The sequence below is a fragment of the Paenibacillus silvae genome (assembly GCF_014639235.1).
GTDB classification, from domain to species: Bacteria; Bacillota; Bacilli; order Paenibacillales; family Paenibacillaceae; genus Paenibacillus; species Paenibacillus silvae.
Genome location: NZ_BMFU01000007.1, coordinates 103,714 through 121,994, shown reverse-complemented (window position 1 = coordinate 121,994; position 18,281 = coordinate 103,714). Strand labels below are relative to the sequence as shown.

The following is an 18,281-nucleotide window of genomic DNA, read 5'->3' as shown; positions in this document are numbered from 1 at the left end:
ATGATAACAGATATTATTGAACCGGAGGTATTTATGTTTACTGATAAAGTTGTGATGGTTACGGGAGGCACTGGGTCTATTGGAAGTGAACTGGTACGAAATTTATTAAGCTATAGACCAAAAGCAGTTCGAATTTTTAGTCGGGATGAAAGTAAACAATTTGAGTTGCAACAAGAATTCAAAGAATATGATAATATCAGGTATCTAATAGGTGATATTAGAGATAAGCAGAGACTAAGTTATGCGATGGAGGGAGTAGACTTCCTCTTTCATGCAGCGGCTCTAAAGCATGTTCCTTCTTGCGAGTATAATCCTATGGAAGCAGTAAAGACTAATGTCTTTGGTGTACAGAATATCATTGAGACAGCCATAGAACACAATGTTGAGAAGGTAATAGCAATAAGCACTGATAAAGTAGTTAATCCAACTAACACAATGGGGGCTACAAAATTGCTGTCTGAAAAGTTGGTTTCTGCAGCAGGTTTCTACAAAGGAAGTAAGCGAACAATATTTGCATGTGTAAGGTTTGGTAATGTGATGGGGTCTAGGGGGTCAGTTATTCCTCTGTTTAGAAATCAGATTGCAGAAGGAAAACCTGTAACGATTACTCATTCAGAAATGACTCGCTTTATGATGTCGATACCTCAAGCAGCCCAATTGGTAATAGATGCGGCAAACCACTCTCAAGGTGGGGAAATTTTTGTTTTGAAAATGCCGATCCTTAAAATTGCTGACTTGGCCAAGTGCTTAATAGATTCTTATGAAGAATCCGGAAACAGAAGGTATTTTGGTGAAATCATTGAGACTGGAATTCGTCCAGGAGAGAAGTTATATGAGGAACTTATGACGCTTGAAGAATCAGAGAGAGCTCAGGAAAATGAGTATATGTATATTATCCCTTCTTTGTTTAATACGCAAGAGCAGAGTTACGCGGGATTTAGAAAAGCTCCTCATCAGGAATATTCCTCAAAAACAGCAAGACAAATGCATACATCTGAAATTAAACATCTTATTGAGAATAATGGGTTAGGTTTCTCTAAGAGGTGGATATGAAGAATTTAAGGAAATGTCTGGCTGTGATTCCTGCAAGAGGCGGATCAAAGGGATTACTTAATAAAAATATAAGATTATTGAATCATAAACCGTTAATTAACTATACTATTGAGGCAGCTCTGAATAGTCATTTTATTGATGAGTTGGTGGTCTCTACAGATAGCGAAGAAATAGCCTGTGTCGCTAAACTGGCTGGAGCTAATGTTCCGTTTATGCGTCCCGCTGAATTGGCAACAGATCAGGCGGCGAGTATTGATGTTTTAAAGCATGTTGTCCTTTATTATGAGAAGGAGAAGCACAAAACATTTGAATACATCATGCTGCTCCAGCCAACTTCTCCATTAAGAAATGCAAATGATATTGATGAAGCTTATGAAGTGCTTATAAAGAGTGAGGGAGATTCGCTACAAAGCATTACTGTAAGTGATACTCACCCTTATTTAATGAGAGAATGGACTTCTGGAAGACTCGAGTCATATTTAAAGGATCAAGCTGAAAATCTTAGAAGACAAGATTTGTCTGAGTTGTATGTATTGAACGGTGCCATATATATTGTAAAAAGAGAGTTGTTAATGCTTCACAATACGATGACTGGTTCAAATAATTATGGATACTTAATGCCAAAGGAACGGTCTGTTGATATAGACAACGAATTGGACTTAAAATGGGCTGAATTCCTGATACAGTCTTCCTAAGTAGCACAATGTAATGAGGGAGGAGGAAAGTTATGAGCAGGTTTCAATCAAGGATCTCTGAAGGATCTGTCTACATTATAGCTGAAGTCGGAGTCAATCATAACGGATTATTGGATAGAGCGCTTCAATGTGTTGATCAAGCGTTATTGTGTGGGGCAGATGCAGTTAAATTTCAAACATTTAACAGTAAAAAACTAGTGACTAAGAATGCTCAAAAAGCAGATTATCAAAAGGGTAATACTGGTTATTCAGGAAGTCAATTGGATATGCTTCGGCAACTTGAACTGAGTCATTTAGATTTTGTAGAGATTAAGCGTTATTGCGAACTGAGAGGAATTGACTTTTTGTCCACTCCTTTTGATGAGGAAAGTGCTGAGTTTCTAAATTCAATCCAAGTCGATGCATTTAAAATTAGTTCTGGCGACATGAATAATATTCCTTTCCTGAAACAGATTGATGAGTACGAGCTTCCCATCATTCTTTCGACTGGAATGGCAGATATGAGCGAAATCAGTGAGTCTTTAGAATCTATAACTAAAAGTGAGGTTTTTTTACTTCATTGTACTTCAGATTATCCTGCTCCTATTGAAGATGTGAATCTTCTTGCAATTCATGCTATGCAAAAGGAGTTTAGAAAAATTATTGGTTATTCTGATCATACAAAAGGGATTGAAGTCTCTATTGCTGCTGTAGCAATTGGTGCTAGGATTATAGAAAAACATTTTACATTAGATCGTTCTCTTCCTGGACCGGATCATCAGGCTTCCTTAGAACCAGCTGAATTTGCTGCTCTTGTGAAGGGAATTCGTACTGTGGAAAAATCAATGGGGGATGGAGTCAAGCGTTGTATGCCTTCTGAGGAAAGCACAAAGATTGTTGCCCGAAAAAGTCTAGTAGCGGGGCGAGATATGTGGGCTGGTGAACAAATAAAAGAACAGGATGTAGCCATCAAGCGTCCTGGAACCGGTATTCCACCCAAATATTATTCTGATGTAATTGGTAAGATACTATTAAGAGATATAAAAGAGGATCAACTCTTTTCGAGGGCTGATTTTCAATGAAAAAAATAGTTGTTATTACCGGGACTCGTGCAGACTATGGGATATATTATCCTATACTGAAAGCAATTGACGAAGAAAAGACACTAGATTTACATCTTCTCGTAACAGGTATGCATTTATCTCCTCAATTTGGTAATACCGTTGAACTGATAAAAGAAGATGGATTTCGAATAGCAGCGCAAGTGGACTGTCTTTTGCAAGGCTCGACACATGGCAACATGTCTCGTTCAATAGGAATAGCTATATTAGGAATGACACAAGCCTTGGAATCGATTCAGCCAGATGTAGTCGTTGTATTGGGGGATCGGGGAGAAATGTTTGCGGCGGCAGTAGTTGCGGCACATATGAACGTCCCATTAGTGCATCTACACGGCGGAGAAGTTACTGGTACCATAGATGAATCTATCCGTCATGCAATAAGCAAACTCTCTCACATTCACCTAGTGGCAACTGAGCAAAGTCGGGAACGGCTGTTAAAGTTAGGCGAAGACTCTTGGAGGGTTCATGTGGTAGGAGCACCAAGGATAGAGACCATAATGAAAACTTCTTTTCCAAGCCATCGGCAAGTATTAGATAAATATAACATTAAAATTAAATCTGATGGATATATATTATTTGCGTATCATCCCGTTACTACAGAATCTACTGATTTGGGAATGATTCTCAAAATGTTAAATGTGTTGGTGAATAGTGGATTTGATGTTATATGTATAAAGCCAAATGCTGATGCAGGATCAGATTCATTAGTAAAGCTATATAATCGATTCACTGATACAGAAAGTGTACATTTAGTTACTAATTTTGATCAGTTGGAATATTTGTCAATTTTACAAAATACTGAATTATTGGTTGGGAACTCTTCTTCGGGAATTATAGAAGCAGCTTCCTTTCAAATTCCTGTTATCAATATTGGTACTCGTCAAAGTCGCAGAGAGCGCTCTTCCAATGTGATTGATATTATTGAGAGTGATACAGAACTTCAATCGGCTTTGGATAAAGCCTCTTCACAACAATTCAGGGATTTTGTTTCATCAGTTAAAAATGTTTATGCTAAAGAAGGCACAAGTCATTTGGTTGTAGATGTACTTAAAAGCATAAAGAGCAGTGATCATTTGATTCAAAAAATAATAACATACTGATATCGAGTCTTCATTATTAGTCTTATTGGACAGAGGTGGACTTTTTTGGGATACATTATCTTTGGAGCAGGCGGGCATGGGAAGGTTGTGTTCGATAATTTAAGATCTATGGGTGCGGAAATTATTGGCGTTATGGATGATCAATGGCCTGAAGAGAAGTGGAGAGGTGTTCCTTATCTAGGTGGAATTAATCAATTTGATAAAATTGCTACGAACCACATAAATGCTTTATATATAATAGCTATAGGTCAAAATTCTATAAGAGAAAAAATCGCATTTTTTTTTGAACAGAAAGGTGTTCTTTTTGGGAAAGCTATTCATTCAAGTGCTGTAATTAGCGCAGACGCTTGTATTGGGGACGGAACCGTTATTATGGCAAACTCGGTAGTTAATGCTGATGCTAGAATAGGAAGGCATGTAATTATTAATACGGGAACAACGGTAGATCACGATTGTAACGTAAAAGACTACGTGCATCTTTCGCCAGGTGTACATTTAGCTGGAGGAGTTGAGGTGGGCTCTAATACACACATTGGCATAGGAGCATGTCTCATTCCACAGGTTAAAGTTGGAAGAGAAGTGATCATAGGTGCTGGTGGTTGTGTAGTTCATAACATCCCCGACAGTGTCACTGCGATCGGTTGTCCAGCTAAGGTGATCAGCAAAAATCAATAAAGTTAGGAATGAAACAGAAGATGAAACATAAACGTATTTTTTTAGCTTCTCCACACATGAGTGGTAAGGAACAAAAATACATTAACGATGCTTTTGTCACGAATTGGGTAGCTCCTCTTGGACCTAATGTCGATGCTTTTGAGAAAGAGGTGGCAAAATATGCTGGGAGCACAGCTGCTGTCGCGTTAAGCTCAGGTACGTCTGCTATCCATTTAGCTTTAGAACTATTGGAAGTACAAGCAGAGGATTTAGTCTTCTGTTCCTCTTTGACATTTGCGGCTAGTGCAAATCCAATTCTATATCAGAAAGCTATCCCTGTATTCATTGATTCAGAGCCCACGAGTTGGAACATGTCTCCGATAGCATTAGAACGTGCGTTGAAGGATTATGCGGCTAAAGGAAGAATACCAAAAGCGGTTATTGTGGTTAATTTGTATGGGCAAAGTGCAGACTATGATCCAATTAAGCAGGTATGTGATGCATACGAAGTTCCGATTATTGAGGATGCTGCTGAATCACTGGGAGCTACCTATAAGGGACGAATGAGTGGGTCTATTGGAAAGTTTGGCGTGTTTTCATTTAACGGGAATAAGATTATAACAACCTCAGGTGGGGGGATGTTGATCTCAGACGATATTGAAAGTCTCAACAAAGCTAGATTTTTAGCTACTCAGGCAAGGGATGAAGCGCTACACTATCAGCATAGTCAAGTGGGATATAACTATCGACTGAGTAACGTACTTGCTGGTATTGGAAGAGGACAGATGGAAGTATTGGAGGACCGGGTTATACGTAAAAGGGAAATTCGTGAATATTACCATAGAGAACTTGCAAGTGTTCCAGGTGTGACTATATTAGATGAACAAGCATACGGAAGGTCAACCCACTGGTTGACAACGATGTTACTTGATCCAAAACAGGTTGGGATAGAGCCAGTAGAAATAATTAAAGTATTGGAAGAAAATAATATTGAAGCGCGTCCAATTTGGAAACCGATGCATTTACAGCCTTTATTTAAGCAATATAGCTATTACTCTCATGCTGAAGATGAGGATATTTCAGCCAACATTTTTGCACAGGGATTGTGTCTCCCTTCGGGCACAAATATGAGTGATTTGGAAATAGATGAGATTTCGAACATAGTGAAGAAACTAATCTCAGTATAATTGCAGCTGTATGTGAAGTTTTGAGGTGCTTCAGATTGTTTTGATATAAGTTTCAGATACAGTTGACAATTTATCCGTGGAAAAGTGAAAACTGTTTATTTAAGCCTTATGCATGTTTCTATACGAGAATGCAGTTTTTCTCTTTACCTCCAGAACACAAATTATCACTTTAATTTTTAATGATGAATTTATTTTTAATAAAAGACAATATATAAACAAAATATTGTAAGCTGTCGATATTAAAGTAGAAGATAAATTTAGTTGCTTTCGAGTTAACATCTGAGGAGGAGTTGGGGTGAATATAGGAATACAAGCAATCGAATATTATCTTCCTCAAAAAGTTCTCTCAAATGTCGATCTGGTTAAAATCTTTCCGGATTGGACAGAGGAAAAAATCTACAAAAAAACTGGAATTAAAAATAGACATATTGCTGCTGATGATGAGTATGTATCTGATCTTGCTTTCTATGCTGCTAAAAGGTTGTTCGAGAATAATTCAGTTGAACCAAAGGATATAGATTTTGTGATTCTTTTCACACAAAGTCCGGATTACAATCTTCCAACTACAGCCTGTATACTACAGGATCGATTGAAGATCCCTAAATCTGCTGGTGCCCTTGATATTAATTTGGGTTGTTCAGCTTTTATATATGGACTAGCTGTAGCAAAATCATTAATAAATACAAAGATAGCAACAAATATACTTTTAATTACAGCAGAGACTTATTCAAAATATATTAATCCAAAAGAAAAAAGTGTTGTGACTATTTTTGGAGATGGGGCTGCTGCAACACTAATTTCGCCTAGTCAAATTTCGCAAATTAAAGAATTTGATCTAGGTACTGATGGAAGTGGTGCGGAGCACTTGATAGCTGCCTCAAGTGGAGCCAGATTGGGCATGGAAGAGAAGTGCATTCGAGGCGATCTATTCATGAACGGGCCAGAAATTTTCAATTTCACTATAGATGTTGTTCCGAAATCAATAGATAATGTCTTAAAGAAAAATAATTTAACTTATAATGATATTGATTATTTTGTTTTTCATCAAGCAAACAGTTATATGCTAGATCACTTAAGAAAAAAATGCAACATTTCGGAAGATAAATTCTATGTTGATATGTCAGAAACCGGAAATACAGTGTCGTCAACAATACCCATCGCACTTTATCGGGCACAAAAGGAAGGGCATATCAAAAAAGGTGATACTATCCTTCTTGTTGGTTTTGGGGTAGGTTTGTCTTGGGGTTCAACTGTTATTATATGGTAACTATATTACAATTAGGAGGAAATTAATATGGACGTTCAAACAAAATTAAACTTGCTGGAAGATATGCTGGAGATTGAAGCGGGGACGTTAGAGGAAACTATCAGTCTTGAAACCTTGGAAAGTTGGGATTCGCTTGCGGCAATCTCATTAATTGCTCTTGTGGATGAGCATTTTGAAAAGAGGTTAACTGCAGTTCAGATTAAAGAGTTTAAAACAGTACAAGACATTTTGGATTTTATGGAATGAGGCTTTAAAATGCCAAAAGGAATTTTAAAAAATGTAGCCGTACGAGGCGTTGCTTGTGCAGTTCCTAAAACTATAGTTGAGGCATCGAAAAGCAACGATATATTCGGAGAAGAAAATGTTTCGAAATTCGTGAAAATGACTGGTGTTCGGCAGCGTCATGTAGCAAGTGAAAAGCAGACAGCTTCAGACTTGGCTTTTGTAGCTGCACAGAATCTTATTGAACATTTAAAATGGGAAATTGACAGCATAGATGGTGTGGTTTTTGTAACACAAAGTCCTGATTATAAAGCTCCAGCCACTGCATGTGTTTTGCACGGACGGCTAGGCTTGAAAAAAGATTGTATTGCATTTGATGTAAACCTGGGCTGTTCTGGCTTTGTGTATGGCGTATACATTGCAGGTTCATTAATGCAGACTGGAGATACGAAGCGCGTTCTATTTTTGGGAGGGGATACATCAACCAAAGGTATATCATTCTTGGACAAGTCTGCTGCTATGTTATTTGGCGATGCGGGATTCGCCACAGCTCTTGAATTTGATGAAACATCGAAAATTCCATTTTGTTATTACACTGATGGTACAGGTTATAAATCCATAATTACACCAGTCGGAGCTTGCCGCAATCCAAATGGGAGTCAGGAACTCAGAGAGTTTGGGGAAGGGGTAATCCGGTCGGATTATGATTTATACATGAATGGAGCAGAGGTATTCGATTTTACTATTACTGAAGTTCCAAAAATGTTAAAAAGTTTTATGGCTGAACATAATATATCTGAAAATGACTATGACCTGTTTGCTCCCCATCAGGCTAATGTATTTATGCTCAAACATATTGCTAAAAAAGTTAAAATTCCTTTGGATAAGCTTGGAGTTTCTATGGACAGATATGGAAACACAAGTGTAACCTCAATACCTATAACAATTTGTGACACCTATGGAGGCAAAGAACAAGGGAACAAAAAAATATTGGCGCCCGGATTCGGTATAGGACTCTCGTGGGGAACTAATTACTTTGACATTTTAGCAGAAAACTGCTTGCCAATAATTGAAACAAATAGTTATTTCGAAGACGGAGGAATTGTGATTGATTAATCCTATGGATTTGAGTGGTAAGAAGGTGTTAGTTACTGGAGGATCTTCTGGTATCGGAAGAGCTACATGTATTCAACTAAGCCGATTAGGGGCTGAAGTTGTTATGGTAGCTAGAAATGAGCAAAATATACTCAAAACTTTAGAGCAAATGGAAGATGGAAACCACATTTATTTTGTATATGATCTTCAGGAAATTGATGGTATTGAGCCTCTTATGAAGAAAGTGATTTCAGAAACAGGGCCTCTGGATGGTCTGGTTCATTGTGCTGGACTTTCTCCAATGCGACCATTAAATATGACGACGTATAAATTCACAAATGAACTATTCAAAATCAACTTTTTTTCATTTATTGAATTATCTAGGATGTTCTCGAAAAAAGGTAATTTCAATTCATATTCAAGTATAATCGCTATATCATCTACTGCCTCTTTACAAGGTGATAAGACAAAAATAGCATATAGTGCAACAAAAGGTGCATTAAATAGTGCTGTAAAATCAATGGCGGTGGAGCTAGCTGATAAAAAAATACGTGTGAATACAGTATGCCCTTCCTTTGTTGAAACCGACATGTTTGAGGAATATATAATCTCAGCGGGTGAAGAAGCAAGAACTAAAATGTTGGAAAAGCAATATTTGGGCTACATTCCTGCTGAGAATATTGCAAATGCAGTGGCTTACTTGCTCTCAAAACCTTCTGAATATATTACTGGTACAGATTTTATCATTGATGCGGGAGTAACATCACACTAAAAGATCTAAATGCTATAAAATTAACAGGTCCGTTTATTGTTACATAAAAGGACCTGTTAATTGCTTTATGTTGCTTAATTTGGCCTGTCCTGATCAGAATCGCCTTTTGTAAAATAAATATTATTATCTAATAGATTTAATTTTTTGATTTTCTTCCCGTAAAAAGATATTACTGCATTTAAATTAACGACTGATAAATCAACAGGCTGAAATCGTGAGGGTAGAACAAGTTTATCGTCATGTGAAGTAAATTCTTTTTTGAAGCCCACTGATTCTAGGCCAAAATTAAACATATCTGTGGTGCAATAGAAATCCGCAAAAAGTATATCTTCTGCAAATCCAATCTCTAAGATTTTATTTGCAAGAGCAATGGAAGCATCTTGGTTTTTAGCAATAAACTCAACAATACGTATAATCTTTGCAGTATTATTAACGATATTTTCAACCCTTGCAACAAATAATCCTTCATAATTTCCAACTTGATCTTGCACAATATACAACAAATAAACAAAGCTAGGATGATTTAAATATCTCCAGTTTAAGAATTCGAAATCACGTGTAATACTGATTGTTTTGGGTGCAATATATGTGTAGTAAAAGTTATCCCATTTTTCTTTTACCAGTTCTTGTTTGACTGTTTTTTTTCCATATTGCGTTGCCTTAAAAACCGTACCATAATTTCTTAAATAATTCTCATCTTTATCTAATAAAATTTCGCTTGTTTTCTTCTTGTCAAAAATTCCGATTAATCGGTCTAACTTATGAATAGGCTGTGTTACAGCATCTTTTGAAATAGAGGCTGGCGAAACATGCAGTGAAAATTTGCTAAGACCTATTCCGAAACTGCAAAAAAAAGGATATATATCTAAAGGTTTTGCATACAATAATAAACCAGCCATAGAGCTGCGATATTCTTCTAATACGATAGAATTGGTTACGTTACATGCAGCTACTGCATCTCCCTGTAAGTTAAATTCAAATACCATTAAACCACCCAAACCAACAATCTTGTCATCTATCCAAACACCGATAGCACCATAATTATCTTTTCCGATATATTTTTCATGTTGTGGGTTGTTATAGAACATAAAATCAGAAAGAGCCTTATCCCGACTCAGGATATGCCCTTTCTTCCATATTTTATCTATTGAATCCATATATAGATCAGTTTCATCTCTCCTAAAGAGTCGTATTTCCATAGTTTGATTCATCCTTTGCAAATTTTTTGAATTACAAATCGGAGGATTATTCTTGAGTGAGAACCTTGTTTCTACTTTACCTGAATAACATAAGGTACTCTGTTATAAATATTTATCGACTAACCACATTGATAACTTAATACGTAATCTTACGTTTGTTGGATTGTGCAGAAAACTTAGGGGAAATTGGCTCAAATAATATATATCGCTAGCCCGAGACTTATTTTACTGATACTTAGCTACAGTATAAAGGATGGAATTCTTATGAATAATATTGCCGTAATGTACCATTATATTCGGGGGCAAAATGGATGGAGTGGTATCATTCCGTTGTCACCTCAGGACTTCTCTCATCAAATAGATACTTTAAGTAGGACCTATGATATTATTTCGTTGGATCAGATGTATAAACCAAGATCAAGACCATGGTGTATATTAACTTTTGATGATGGAACTAAGGATCAATATACTAATGCATTTGAAATTTTAAAACGCAAAGGAGTGCCTGCTTATTTTACCGTGATGTCTGGTCCGTTGGTTTTGGGGATTATACCTGTAATGCATCTAGTACATACAGTTCTATCATTTGTGACTGATGAAGAAATATGGGAATTAATTCGTTCGAAGCATGATACGACTGGCATAGAAGAAGCTAGCACAATCTATTCTTATGAACTTAATAGATTGCGAAGGTACAATAAGTATATGTTGAATGTAAAACTGACAACACAAGAATCAATTGAAATTTTAGGTTCAATGTTTGACAGTTTGTTTCCTAATAGAAGCGAGTTCATTGATAATTTTTACTTGACCGAGGGTGAAATTAAGCAAATGCACAGTGAAGGAATGACTATTGGCGTACATTGTCATAAGCATGAGCCTTATTGTGGTGATCCTCAACAGTTCTACGATAGAGAAATCAAGCCATGCCGGGACTATCTTATGAAAGTATTAGGGGGGGAGCCTGAATGGTATACTCCTGCCTTTGGTGGAGGTGTTAACCACGTATTGATGAAAGAACAGCTAACATCAATATTACTTGCTAAGGGTTTCAAAGGGGCATTTACCACCACATCAAAGGAAGTCCCAAAGAAACCGGGGTTTTGGATTGATCGTATTGACTGTTCGACATTAATGCGTGTAAATATAAGGTAGTAGTGGAAGTTTGAGATAAGAATTATGATGGATCCTTGACTCTTTATCTTATGGTAGATCTCGAACTCGTTGAAAGTTTAATTTAATTATTTTTGTATTTATTCCGGAGTTTACGAGGTGTTTTTAAATGGGCCAAGCGAACTTAAACTAGATTAATATAGTATAACTTTTCACCTGATTTATATACAAACCAAGCCTCTGTCAATACTAGTAAACAGAGACTTGGTTTTAAATTTTTATTAATATTACGTTTTTTTTAGATAATTCCGCTTCCAATTTTCATAAATGGAAGTGATATGTCTGGAATCTGTAGCCCATGTTTCTTCACTAGTACTTACATAGAGCTTATAGAAATTGATATCAGCAATGAAATGAAAGACTTGCATAGATATGTCATCTGTATTTACATCTGTGTTACTGTAACATGCATTAATAGCTAGACTGGTTAGGAACAAAGTTTTTGAGCACAGTTGAATGTACATCATTCTATGGAAGTTACTATTATCTTTTGAGATTTCTAGTTCTTTTATGATTTTCGCAAAACCTTCGTGTTGTTCAAGTCTTCCTTCAATTGTAGAGTAATGTCTTATCTTTACCGAATTATTTCCAATTCGCCTTTGTGAGAAACTTGTTTTTTCTTCTGAACCTGCTTGAATTAGTACGATAGACTTACTAACTACAGTTCCGTACTGGGCAAGTAGCATTTCCCAATACATGTGAGGATAATAATAACACGCTTGGTTATCCAAGTTGTTTTTTATATATTCAATACCTTCATATTGTCTGAGTAACGCATTGTTCATTGTAAATCCAGACATATAGTTGGAAGTGAGCATGAACTGTTCCAAAGCGTTTGCCCCAGCTGTTTTAATAATGTCACCTAATGGGATCTGATTAGAAATGGATGGTTTTAGAATAGCCAGACTGTCAGATGATTCATCGAGCTGCTGCATAATCAAATGTAACGAATCAAGGTCGATCATGTCTTCATCACTAAGCAATAAAATAAATTTTCCACTGGCCATCTCGCATACCTTGCAGCAATTTATTGCAAATCCTTGGTTTTCCTCAAATTCAAAATATTTAATTCGAGAATCTTGCAGCTCATTAATTCTAGCATAGAAGTTTTTTGTATCATTTTCAGTTCCGTTGTTGGATAATACAAATTCGATTTCTTCATCATAATATGATTGCATTAAAGCTAGGATATTTTCGTATGCACGATTTCCACGATTATGACTCGGAATGCAAATACTCAATAAAATATGTGAGCCATTTCGATTCTCTTCTGAAAGCCGAAATTTATGCCAACCATTGATATATTTTTCTACTAATTCTTGGTTTCGAGTTAGGTCAATAATATTTCTTGGCAATCTTATGGAGGAATCGGAAAAATAAACATCCAGTTTACTTATATTATCAGTTATCACGGTATCCGAGATTAACCCAGCATCCAAAAGTCGTCCTTGTAAGCAAGAGAGAAATTTGTCTATTTCATTAACTACAATATAGCTTTTTTTGTTATTGATTTTAATGGCTTGAGTACACGTTAAAGTATTACTCCAGTTCCAGTTGACCATAACTAAATAATCTGCTAAGGCATCGATGGTTGGAAGCTTCTGAAGACTTTCATATTTGAATAAGACAATTCGCTCTTCTATTCGTTTGTTCATTCTGTTATATAGATAGAATTCACTCTCTGTTCCTGTAGGAAGCATCCAGTAAGGGAGATCCTGAAATAAAGGGATCGAATCAACATGAAGATTATTATGTATTTGAAGAAATCGAATATTCTCTTCATAGTTCCTTTCAAACTCAGGAATATTAGGTTCTATAAATGCAGCATACAAAAAGGATTCCACTTCTTCTGATGGGTATCCATACTCCTGGGCTTTAATTAGTGTAGTAAAAAAATATTCGTATTCCGATACGTTGAACAAAAAATTAGCAAATGAACTATAGATCATAGCAGCTAGACTTATATCTATCAATACAATGTTCTTTTCTACCTCGGCTACAAGCGAGTTATATTCATGGAAGATGTCATCGGCATGCTTCGTGTGAATCGTTTCTTGAATCTCCATTAATTTTTGTTCTAATGTTTTACCAGGATCAAATGATTCATTGTTTTTCATATGCATGGCTCCTAAGTGAAATAAATTATTAGAATAACTAATCAAGTAAAGATATGCTCTAATTAAATTAACGGTTTTTGTCGTTAAATTAATTAGTGGTTTATATTATCAGGCCTTCACATATTCTTAATTTTGTAGCTTATTGTCATGATTTTACAATCTAAGGCTATGTTGTTTCAGCCTGCATTAGTTACATAGAGGATGTGCCTGAAATTTTAAGGGGTGTGCAAAATGATTGATTCTGGAAAGATCGTTCATATAAAGGAAACTGAAGGATATGCTTTTGTTGCTTCTGAAATCAATAAGGACACGATAGAAATCTATCCCTTGGCCTTCAATAGTCTGAACCAGTATGACGAAAAATATATAGTTGAAATGCACTTGTCAATATTTGAACAAAAAGTGTTTCTGGATGTCCGTAATAAAGATGTTGTGAAACTTTCTAGTCTTGTGACAATTGGCGAACTGGATATTTCATATCTTGAAAGGATTAACAGGCTTGAAATACTTCTTAAAGTGGAAAAATTTCACAACATGTTTCATGCTGGTCGGGATGGAGTCTTTGATCCGGATACTTCTTCCATCTCGTATGGTGGACGTGTTTATGATGAACGGGAAATGAGGAGTCTTGTCGATTCTTCTCTAGATTTTTGGTTAACGGCCGGCCGATATAATAAACAGTTTGAGCAAGAATATGCAAAATTTCTGGGAGTAAAGTACGCACTTTTAACCAATTCTGGTTCCTCAGCAAATTTACTAGCTTTTTCGGCTCTCACCTCGCCTAAATTAAAAGATCGTCAGATTAAACCGGGTGATGAGGTCATTACAGTAGCTGCGGGGTTCCCAACAACAGTAACACCTATAGTTCAGAATGGTGCTGTTCCTGTATTTGTTGATGTGGAGCTAGGCACCTATAACATTATGGTTGATCGGCTTGAGGCGGCTATTACTCCTAAAACTAAGGCGATCATGATAGCTCATACGATGGGGAATCCATTTGAACTTGACCAAGTAATGGAAATTGCCGGCAAGCATAATCTATGGGTAGTCGAAGATAACTGTGATGCTCTTGGCTCTACCTTCAAAGGGAAGCTGACGGGAACTCATGGGCATATCGGAACATCCAGCTTCTATCCTCCACACCATATGACGATGGGAGAAGGTGGAGCAGTTTATACAAATAATGCATTATTAAAATCAATTATCGAATCTTTCAGAGATTGGGGGCGAGATTGTTGGTGCCCTTCCGGATGTGATAATACCTGCAATAAGAGGTTCGGTTGGGAATTAGGGTCATTGCCTTATGGTTACGATCACAAATATACCTATTCTCATATTGGTTATAATCTTCGAGTAACGGAGATGCAGGCTGCGATTGGAGTAGAGCAGCTAAAGAAGGTGCCTGGCTTTACCCAAGCTCGCAAACGTAATTTCAATCGACTTTTGGAAGGACTCAAAGATTTGGAGAAGTTTTTCATTCTTCCAAGAGCTACAAGGGATTCCGACCCTAGTTGGTTTGGATTTATATTAACCGTGCGTGAGAGTACAAAATTCACTAAAAACGAAATAGTTACTTACTTGGAAACCCATCGTATTCAGACACGAATGCTCTTTGCAGGCAATCTTACGCGTCAACCTGCATTTCTAAATGTCAATTATCGAATTAGTGGAGATCTTACAAACACAGATAAAATCATGCACGATACATTCCTTATAGGCGTGTACCCTGGTTTAACAGATGAAAAGATAGACTATATGATTAATAAAATTCGGGATTTCGTATTGGCTAAAAACGAAATTGGGGGAACGGTATGAAAGTAGTTATTTTGGCAGGAGGATACGGAACTAGAATCAGCGAGGAGTCTCATTTAAAACCCAAGCCTATGATTGAAATCGGGGAGAGACCGATTATATGGCACATTATGAAGTTGTATTCCTATTATGGTTACAACGATTTCATCATTTGCTTGGGTTACAAAGGCTATTATATTAAAGAATATTTTGCTCATTACTTTTTACATGAGTCCGATGTCACCTTCGATTTTACGAATAATAGTCAGTTAGTGACACATACTCATTCAGCTGAGCCATGGAAAGTTACTTTAGCCAATACAGGTATAGACACAATGACCGGTGGACGTATCAAAAGGATACAGAAGTATGTTGGAAATGAGCCTTTCATGCTGACATATGGGGATGGAGTATCTAATGTGAATATTACCGAATTGGTAAAGCATCATAAACTACATGGTCGCCTGGCTACAGTGAGTACTGTCCAACCAAGCGGGCGTTTTGGGGCACTTGATATTGGTTCAAATAATGCTGTTAGAGGATTTCAAGAGAAACCGGCGGGTGACGGAGCCTGGATCAATGCTGGCTTCTTTGTCCTACAACCTGAAGTATTCAATTACATTGAGGGAGATTCTACTTTTTTTGAAAAGGAACCTTTGGAGCATCTCGCTAGAGATGGAGAACTGGTGGGTTATAAGCATGAAGGATTTTGGCAACCCATGGACACTATGCGTGATAAAAATCAGTTAGAAGAGTTATGGAGAGGTGGGGCACCTTGGAGAGTGTGGGACAACAACATAGCTGGGATAGTAAAATAGTGTTCGAGGATGAGTCATTTTGGCATGGTAAACGGGTATTTGTTACAGGTCATACTGGTTTTAAAGGATCCTGGCTGAGTCTTTGGCTGTCTTCTTTAGGTGCGAAAGTAACAGGATATGCTTTGCCCCCAACCAATAAAAATGACTTATTCCATGTGGCAGAGGTGGAAAGTGAGCTTGAACATAGTATCTTTGGAGATATTAGAGATCATGAATTACTCACTGAGTCCATTCTAAAGACAGGGCCGGAAATTGTATTTCATTTGGCCGCACAGCCGCTTGTTAGGGAATCTTACCGTAATCCCGTAGACACATATATGATCAATGTTATGGGAACGGTTAATGTGTTTGAGGCATGTCGGAAAAGTGATACGGTGAAGGCAATAGTGAATGTTACAACAGATAAATGTTATGAAAATAAAGAATGGATATGGGGATATCGTGAAGGCGAACCTTTAGGAGGATACGATCCATATTCGAGTAGTAAAGCTTGTGCTGAATTAGTAACATCTGCTTATCGTAATTCCTACTTTAACAATAAGAGTGGAACGGGAGTTGCACTTGCGTCAGTCCGAGCTGGAAATGTCATAGGTGGAGGCGATTGGTCGGAAGATCGCTTGGTGCCAGATATCTTGAGGGCCCTGATTCAGGGAAATGACATTATCATCCGTAGCCCGAGAGCAGTACGACCATGGCAGCATGTGCTGGAGCCACTTAGTGGATATCTGAGATTAGCAAAACATTTATATCAAGGGGATAAAGTAGCAGAAGCATGGAACTTTGGACCGGATGACACAGATGTGAAAACCGTTGAGTGGATTGTACAATCCTTTTGTAGGAAATGGGGCGGTAAGTCGAAAATTATAGTTCAACCCGATACAACTTTGCATGAGGCGCATCAGTTAAAATTGGATTGTTCAAAAGCTAAAGCATACCTAAACTGGTATCCACGTTGGAATCTGGATCAAGCCATAGATAAAATTGTAGAATGGACTTTGGCATCTCAAGCCAATAACCAGATGAAAGCAATTTGCCTAAGACAAATTCAAGAATTTACAAATTCAAGTCAATAAGGTGGATGGTTTCAATGAATATACTTTTAACTGGAGCTACTGGATTTGTAGGGAGTCATGTGCTTGAAGAATTACTTGATCAGGGCCATAAAGTATCCATTATTACAAGAAGCTCTTCAGATCTTCACAGGATTCAAAATAGATTGGATGAGTTAGAAAAGGTATTTAATCTTAATGAAACTGATGTGGAATCTATTTTTGAAAGCCAGCAGGTAGACGTGATTATTCATACAGCTACTTCTTACGGGCATAACCAGCGATTGAGTCAACAATTGAATGCCAATGTCCATTATCCCATTGAACTGCTTGAGTTGGGAGCGAAGTATCAAGCAGAAGCTTTTATTAATACGGATACTTTTTTCGGAAAAGATGAGCACCATTCATACGCATACTTGGATAGTTATAGTAAAAGTAAGAAGTTCATGGATACGATGGCTAGATCGTATGCGGCATGTCATGGCATTAAATATGTAAATATGAGATTAGAGCATGTGTATGGTCCAAGGGATCAGGAGCATAAATTCATTAGTTTTGTTATGCGATCATTACTTCAGGAAACCTCTTTGCGGCTCACACCGGGAGAGCAGAGACGTGACTTCATATATGTGAAAGATGTGGCGAAAGCGTATCTAGCCGTAATAGATAATTTGAAAGATATATCTGGGATAGCAGAGTTCGAGGTTGGTAGGGGATTCAGTGTATCTGTACGTGAATTTGTAGAGCTTGCGTATGAGTTGACTGGTTCAAGGACGGTACTTGAGTTTGGTTCATTATCTTATCGTGAATCTGAGATCATGGAGTCTTATGCGAATCATAAAAATTTGCAAGCTCTAGGTTGGAAAGCTGAAACCGAGCTTAGTTATGGAATTTCATCAATTATAGAAATAATGGACAAAGGCGGGTTGGCATAGGTTCCGACTTCCAAGCATTCTTTCTAATCCGAGCTCATAGTCATGAAAGAAATA

17 protein-coding genes are annotated in these 18,281 nt (G+C 37.1%); 15 read left to right on the top strand and 2 right to left on the bottom strand.

The genetic code is table 11. From position 1 onward, the window contains the following. Positions 1-33 precede the first annotated feature (33 nt). The 10 genes from IEW26_RS21220 to IEW26_RS21175 all read left to right on the top strand — a co-directional run bounded on the left by IEW26_RS21220 (position 34) and on the right by IEW26_RS21175 (position 9,145). Positions 34-1,053, top strand: coding sequence for a UDP-N-acetylglucosamine 4,6-dehydratase family protein (locus IEW26_RS21220; RefSeq protein WP_188593888.1), 1,020 nt, complete (start codon positions 34-36; stop codon positions 1,051-1,053). Further along, a complete protein-coding gene (locus IEW26_RS21215) occupies positions 1,050-1,748 on the top strand; it encodes an acylneuraminate cytidylyltransferase family protein (protein WP_188593790.1) in 699 nt (232 codons plus the stop codon). Before IEW26_RS21220 ends, IEW26_RS21215 begins: the two co-directional genes overlap by 4 nt. Positions 1,749-1,780: 32 nt before the next feature. Next, positions 1,781-2,809 (top strand): N-acetylneuraminate synthase, encoded by a 1,029-nt coding sequence (gene neuB / locus IEW26_RS21210; RefSeq protein ID WP_188593789.1) that lies wholly within the window; start codon positions 1,781-1,783, stop codon positions 2,807-2,809. Continuing rightward, positions 2,806-3,948: a UDP-N-acetylglucosamine 2-epimerase gene (gene neuC / locus IEW26_RS21205; protein ID WP_188593788.1), complete on the top strand. Its 1,143-nt coding sequence runs from the start codon at positions 2,806-2,808 to the stop codon at positions 3,946-3,948. The genes neuB and neuC overlap by 4 nt, the downstream gene beginning before the upstream one ends. A 45-nt stretch (positions 3,949-3,993) precedes the next feature. Further along, positions 3,994-4,623, top strand: a complete 630-nt coding sequence (locus IEW26_RS21200) for an acetyltransferase (RefSeq protein ID WP_188593787.1) — start codon at positions 3,994-3,996, stop codon at positions 4,621-4,623. Positions 4,624-4,643: 20 nt separating this feature from the next. Continuing rightward, positions 4,644-5,789 carry an aminotransferase class I/II-fold pyridoxal phosphate-dependent enzyme gene (locus tag IEW26_RS21195; RefSeq protein ID WP_188593786.1) on the top strand — a complete coding sequence of 382 codons (1,146 nt, stop codon included), beginning with the start codon at positions 4,644-4,646 and terminating at the stop codon, positions 5,787-5,789. A gap of 295 nt (positions 5,790-6,084) precedes the next feature. Further along, positions 6,085-7,056: a 3-oxoacyl-ACP synthase III family protein gene (locus IEW26_RS21190; protein ID WP_188593785.1), complete on the top strand. Its 972-nt coding sequence runs from the start codon at positions 6,085-6,087 to the stop codon at positions 7,054-7,056. Between the two features lie 27 nt (positions 7,057-7,083). Further along, positions 7,084-7,302: an acyl carrier protein gene (locus IEW26_RS21185; RefSeq protein WP_188593784.1), complete on the top strand. Its 219-nt coding sequence runs from the start codon at positions 7,084-7,086 to the stop codon at positions 7,300-7,302. Positions 7,303-7,311: 9 nt separating this feature from the next. Beyond that, positions 7,312-8,394, top strand: a complete 1,083-nt coding sequence (locus IEW26_RS21180) for a 3-oxoacyl-ACP synthase III family protein (RefSeq protein WP_188593783.1) — start codon at positions 7,312-7,314, stop codon at positions 8,392-8,394. After that, the gene (locus tag IEW26_RS21175) at positions 8,387-9,145 is read left to right on the top strand and encodes an SDR family NAD(P)-dependent oxidoreductase (RefSeq protein ID WP_188593782.1); all 759 of its coding nucleotides are present in this window, start codon (positions 8,387-8,389) and stop codon (positions 9,143-9,145) included. The genes IEW26_RS21180 and IEW26_RS21175 overlap by 8 nt, the downstream gene beginning before the upstream one ends. A gap of 74 nt (positions 9,146-9,219) precedes the next feature. On the opposite strand, the gene IEW26_RS21170 is transcribed toward IEW26_RS21175, so the two are convergent. Continuing rightward, positions 9,220-10,344, bottom strand: coding sequence for a hypothetical protein (locus tag IEW26_RS21170; RefSeq protein WP_188593781.1), 1,125 nt, complete (start codon positions 10,342-10,344; stop codon positions 9,220-9,222). A gap of 264 nt (positions 10,345-10,608) precedes the next feature. On the opposite strand from IEW26_RS21170, the gene IEW26_RS21165 reads away from it, so the two are divergent. Next, positions 10,609-11,499 carry a polysaccharide deacetylase family protein gene (locus IEW26_RS21165; RefSeq protein ID WP_188593780.1) on the top strand — a complete coding sequence of 297 codons (891 nt, stop codon included), beginning with the start codon at positions 10,609-10,611 and terminating at the stop codon, positions 11,497-11,499. A 245-nt stretch (positions 11,500-11,744) separates the two neighbouring features. Here IEW26_RS21165 and IEW26_RS21160 read toward each other — a convergent pair whose 3' ends face one another. After that, positions 11,745-13,634 (bottom strand): glycosyltransferase family 2 protein, encoded by a 1,890-nt coding sequence (locus IEW26_RS21160; protein ID WP_188593779.1) that lies wholly within the window; start codon positions 13,632-13,634, stop codon positions 11,745-11,747. A gap of 231 nt (positions 13,635-13,865) precedes the next feature. On the opposite strand from IEW26_RS21160, the gene rfbH reads away from it, so the two are divergent. Genes rfbH through IEW26_RS21140 form a run of 4 tightly spaced genes read left to right on the top strand, consistent with a single transcriptional unit; the run spans position 13,866 to position 18,227 of the window. Next, positions 13,866-15,449 carry a lipopolysaccharide biosynthesis protein RfbH gene (rfbH, locus tag IEW26_RS21155; RefSeq protein ID WP_188593778.1) on the top strand — a complete coding sequence of 528 codons (1,584 nt, stop codon included), beginning with the start codon at positions 13,866-13,868 and terminating at the stop codon, positions 15,447-15,449. Next, positions 15,446-16,243 (top strand): glucose-1-phosphate cytidylyltransferase, encoded by a 798-nt coding sequence (gene rfbF, locus IEW26_RS21150; protein ID WP_188593777.1) that lies wholly within the window; start codon positions 15,446-15,448, stop codon positions 16,241-16,243. Before rfbH ends, rfbF begins: the two co-directional genes overlap by 4 nt. Further along, complete coding sequence (gene rfbG, locus IEW26_RS21145) at positions 16,201-17,316, top strand: CDP-glucose 4,6-dehydratase (protein ID WP_229729963.1); 1,116 nt, start codon at positions 16,201-16,203, stop codon at positions 17,314-17,316. Before rfbF ends, rfbG begins: the two co-directional genes overlap by 43 nt. A 14-nt stretch (positions 17,317-17,330) precedes the next feature. Next, positions 17,331-18,227, top strand: coding sequence for an NAD-dependent epimerase/dehydratase family protein (locus IEW26_RS21140; protein ID WP_188593775.1), 897 nt, complete (start codon positions 17,331-17,333; stop codon positions 18,225-18,227). Positions 18,228-18,281 lie beyond the last annotated feature (54 nt).

Coding starts and splice junctions, on each gene's coding strand:
- IEW26_RS21220 (WP_188593888.1), top strand. CDS start 34: ATGTTTACTGATAAAGTTGTGATGGTTACGGGAGGCACTGGGTCTATT.
- IEW26_RS21215 (WP_188593790.1), top strand. CDS start 1,050: ATGAAGAATTTAAGGAAATGTCTGGCTGTGATTCCTGCAAGAGGCGGA.
- neuB (WP_188593789.1), top strand. CDS start 1,781: ATGAGCAGGTTTCAATCAAGGATCTCTGAAGGATCTGTCTACATTATA.
- neuC (WP_188593788.1), top strand. CDS start 2,806: ATGAAAAAAATAGTTGTTATTACCGGGACTCGTGCAGACTATGGGATA.
- IEW26_RS21195 (WP_188593786.1), top strand. CDS start 4,644: ATGAAACATAAACGTATTTTTTTAGCTTCTCCACACATGAGTGGTAAG.
- IEW26_RS21185 (WP_188593784.1), top strand. CDS start 7,084: ATGGACGTTCAAACAAAATTAAACTTGCTGGAAGATATGCTGGAGATT.
- IEW26_RS21180 (WP_188593783.1), top strand. CDS start 7,312: ATGCCAAAAGGAATTTTAAAAAATGTAGCCGTACGAGGCGTTGCTTGT.
- IEW26_RS21170 (WP_188593781.1), bottom strand. CDS start 10,344: ATGGAAATACGACTCTTTAGGAGAGATGAAACTGATCTATATATGGAT.
- IEW26_RS21165 (WP_188593780.1), top strand. CDS start 10,609: ATGAATAATATTGCCGTAATGTACCATTATATTCGGGGGCAAAATGGA.
- IEW26_RS21160 (WP_188593779.1), bottom strand. CDS start 13,634: ATGAAAAACAATGAATCATTTGATCCTGGTAAAACATTAGAACAAAAA.
- rfbH (WP_188593778.1), top strand. CDS start 13,866: ATGATTGATTCTGGAAAGATCGTTCATATAAAGGAAACTGAAGGATAT.
- rfbF (WP_188593777.1), top strand. CDS start 15,446: ATGAAAGTAGTTATTTTGGCAGGAGGATACGGAACTAGAATCAGCGAG.
- IEW26_RS21140 (WP_188593775.1), top strand. CDS start 17,331: ATGAATATACTTTTAACTGGAGCTACTGGATTTGTAGGGAGTCATGTG.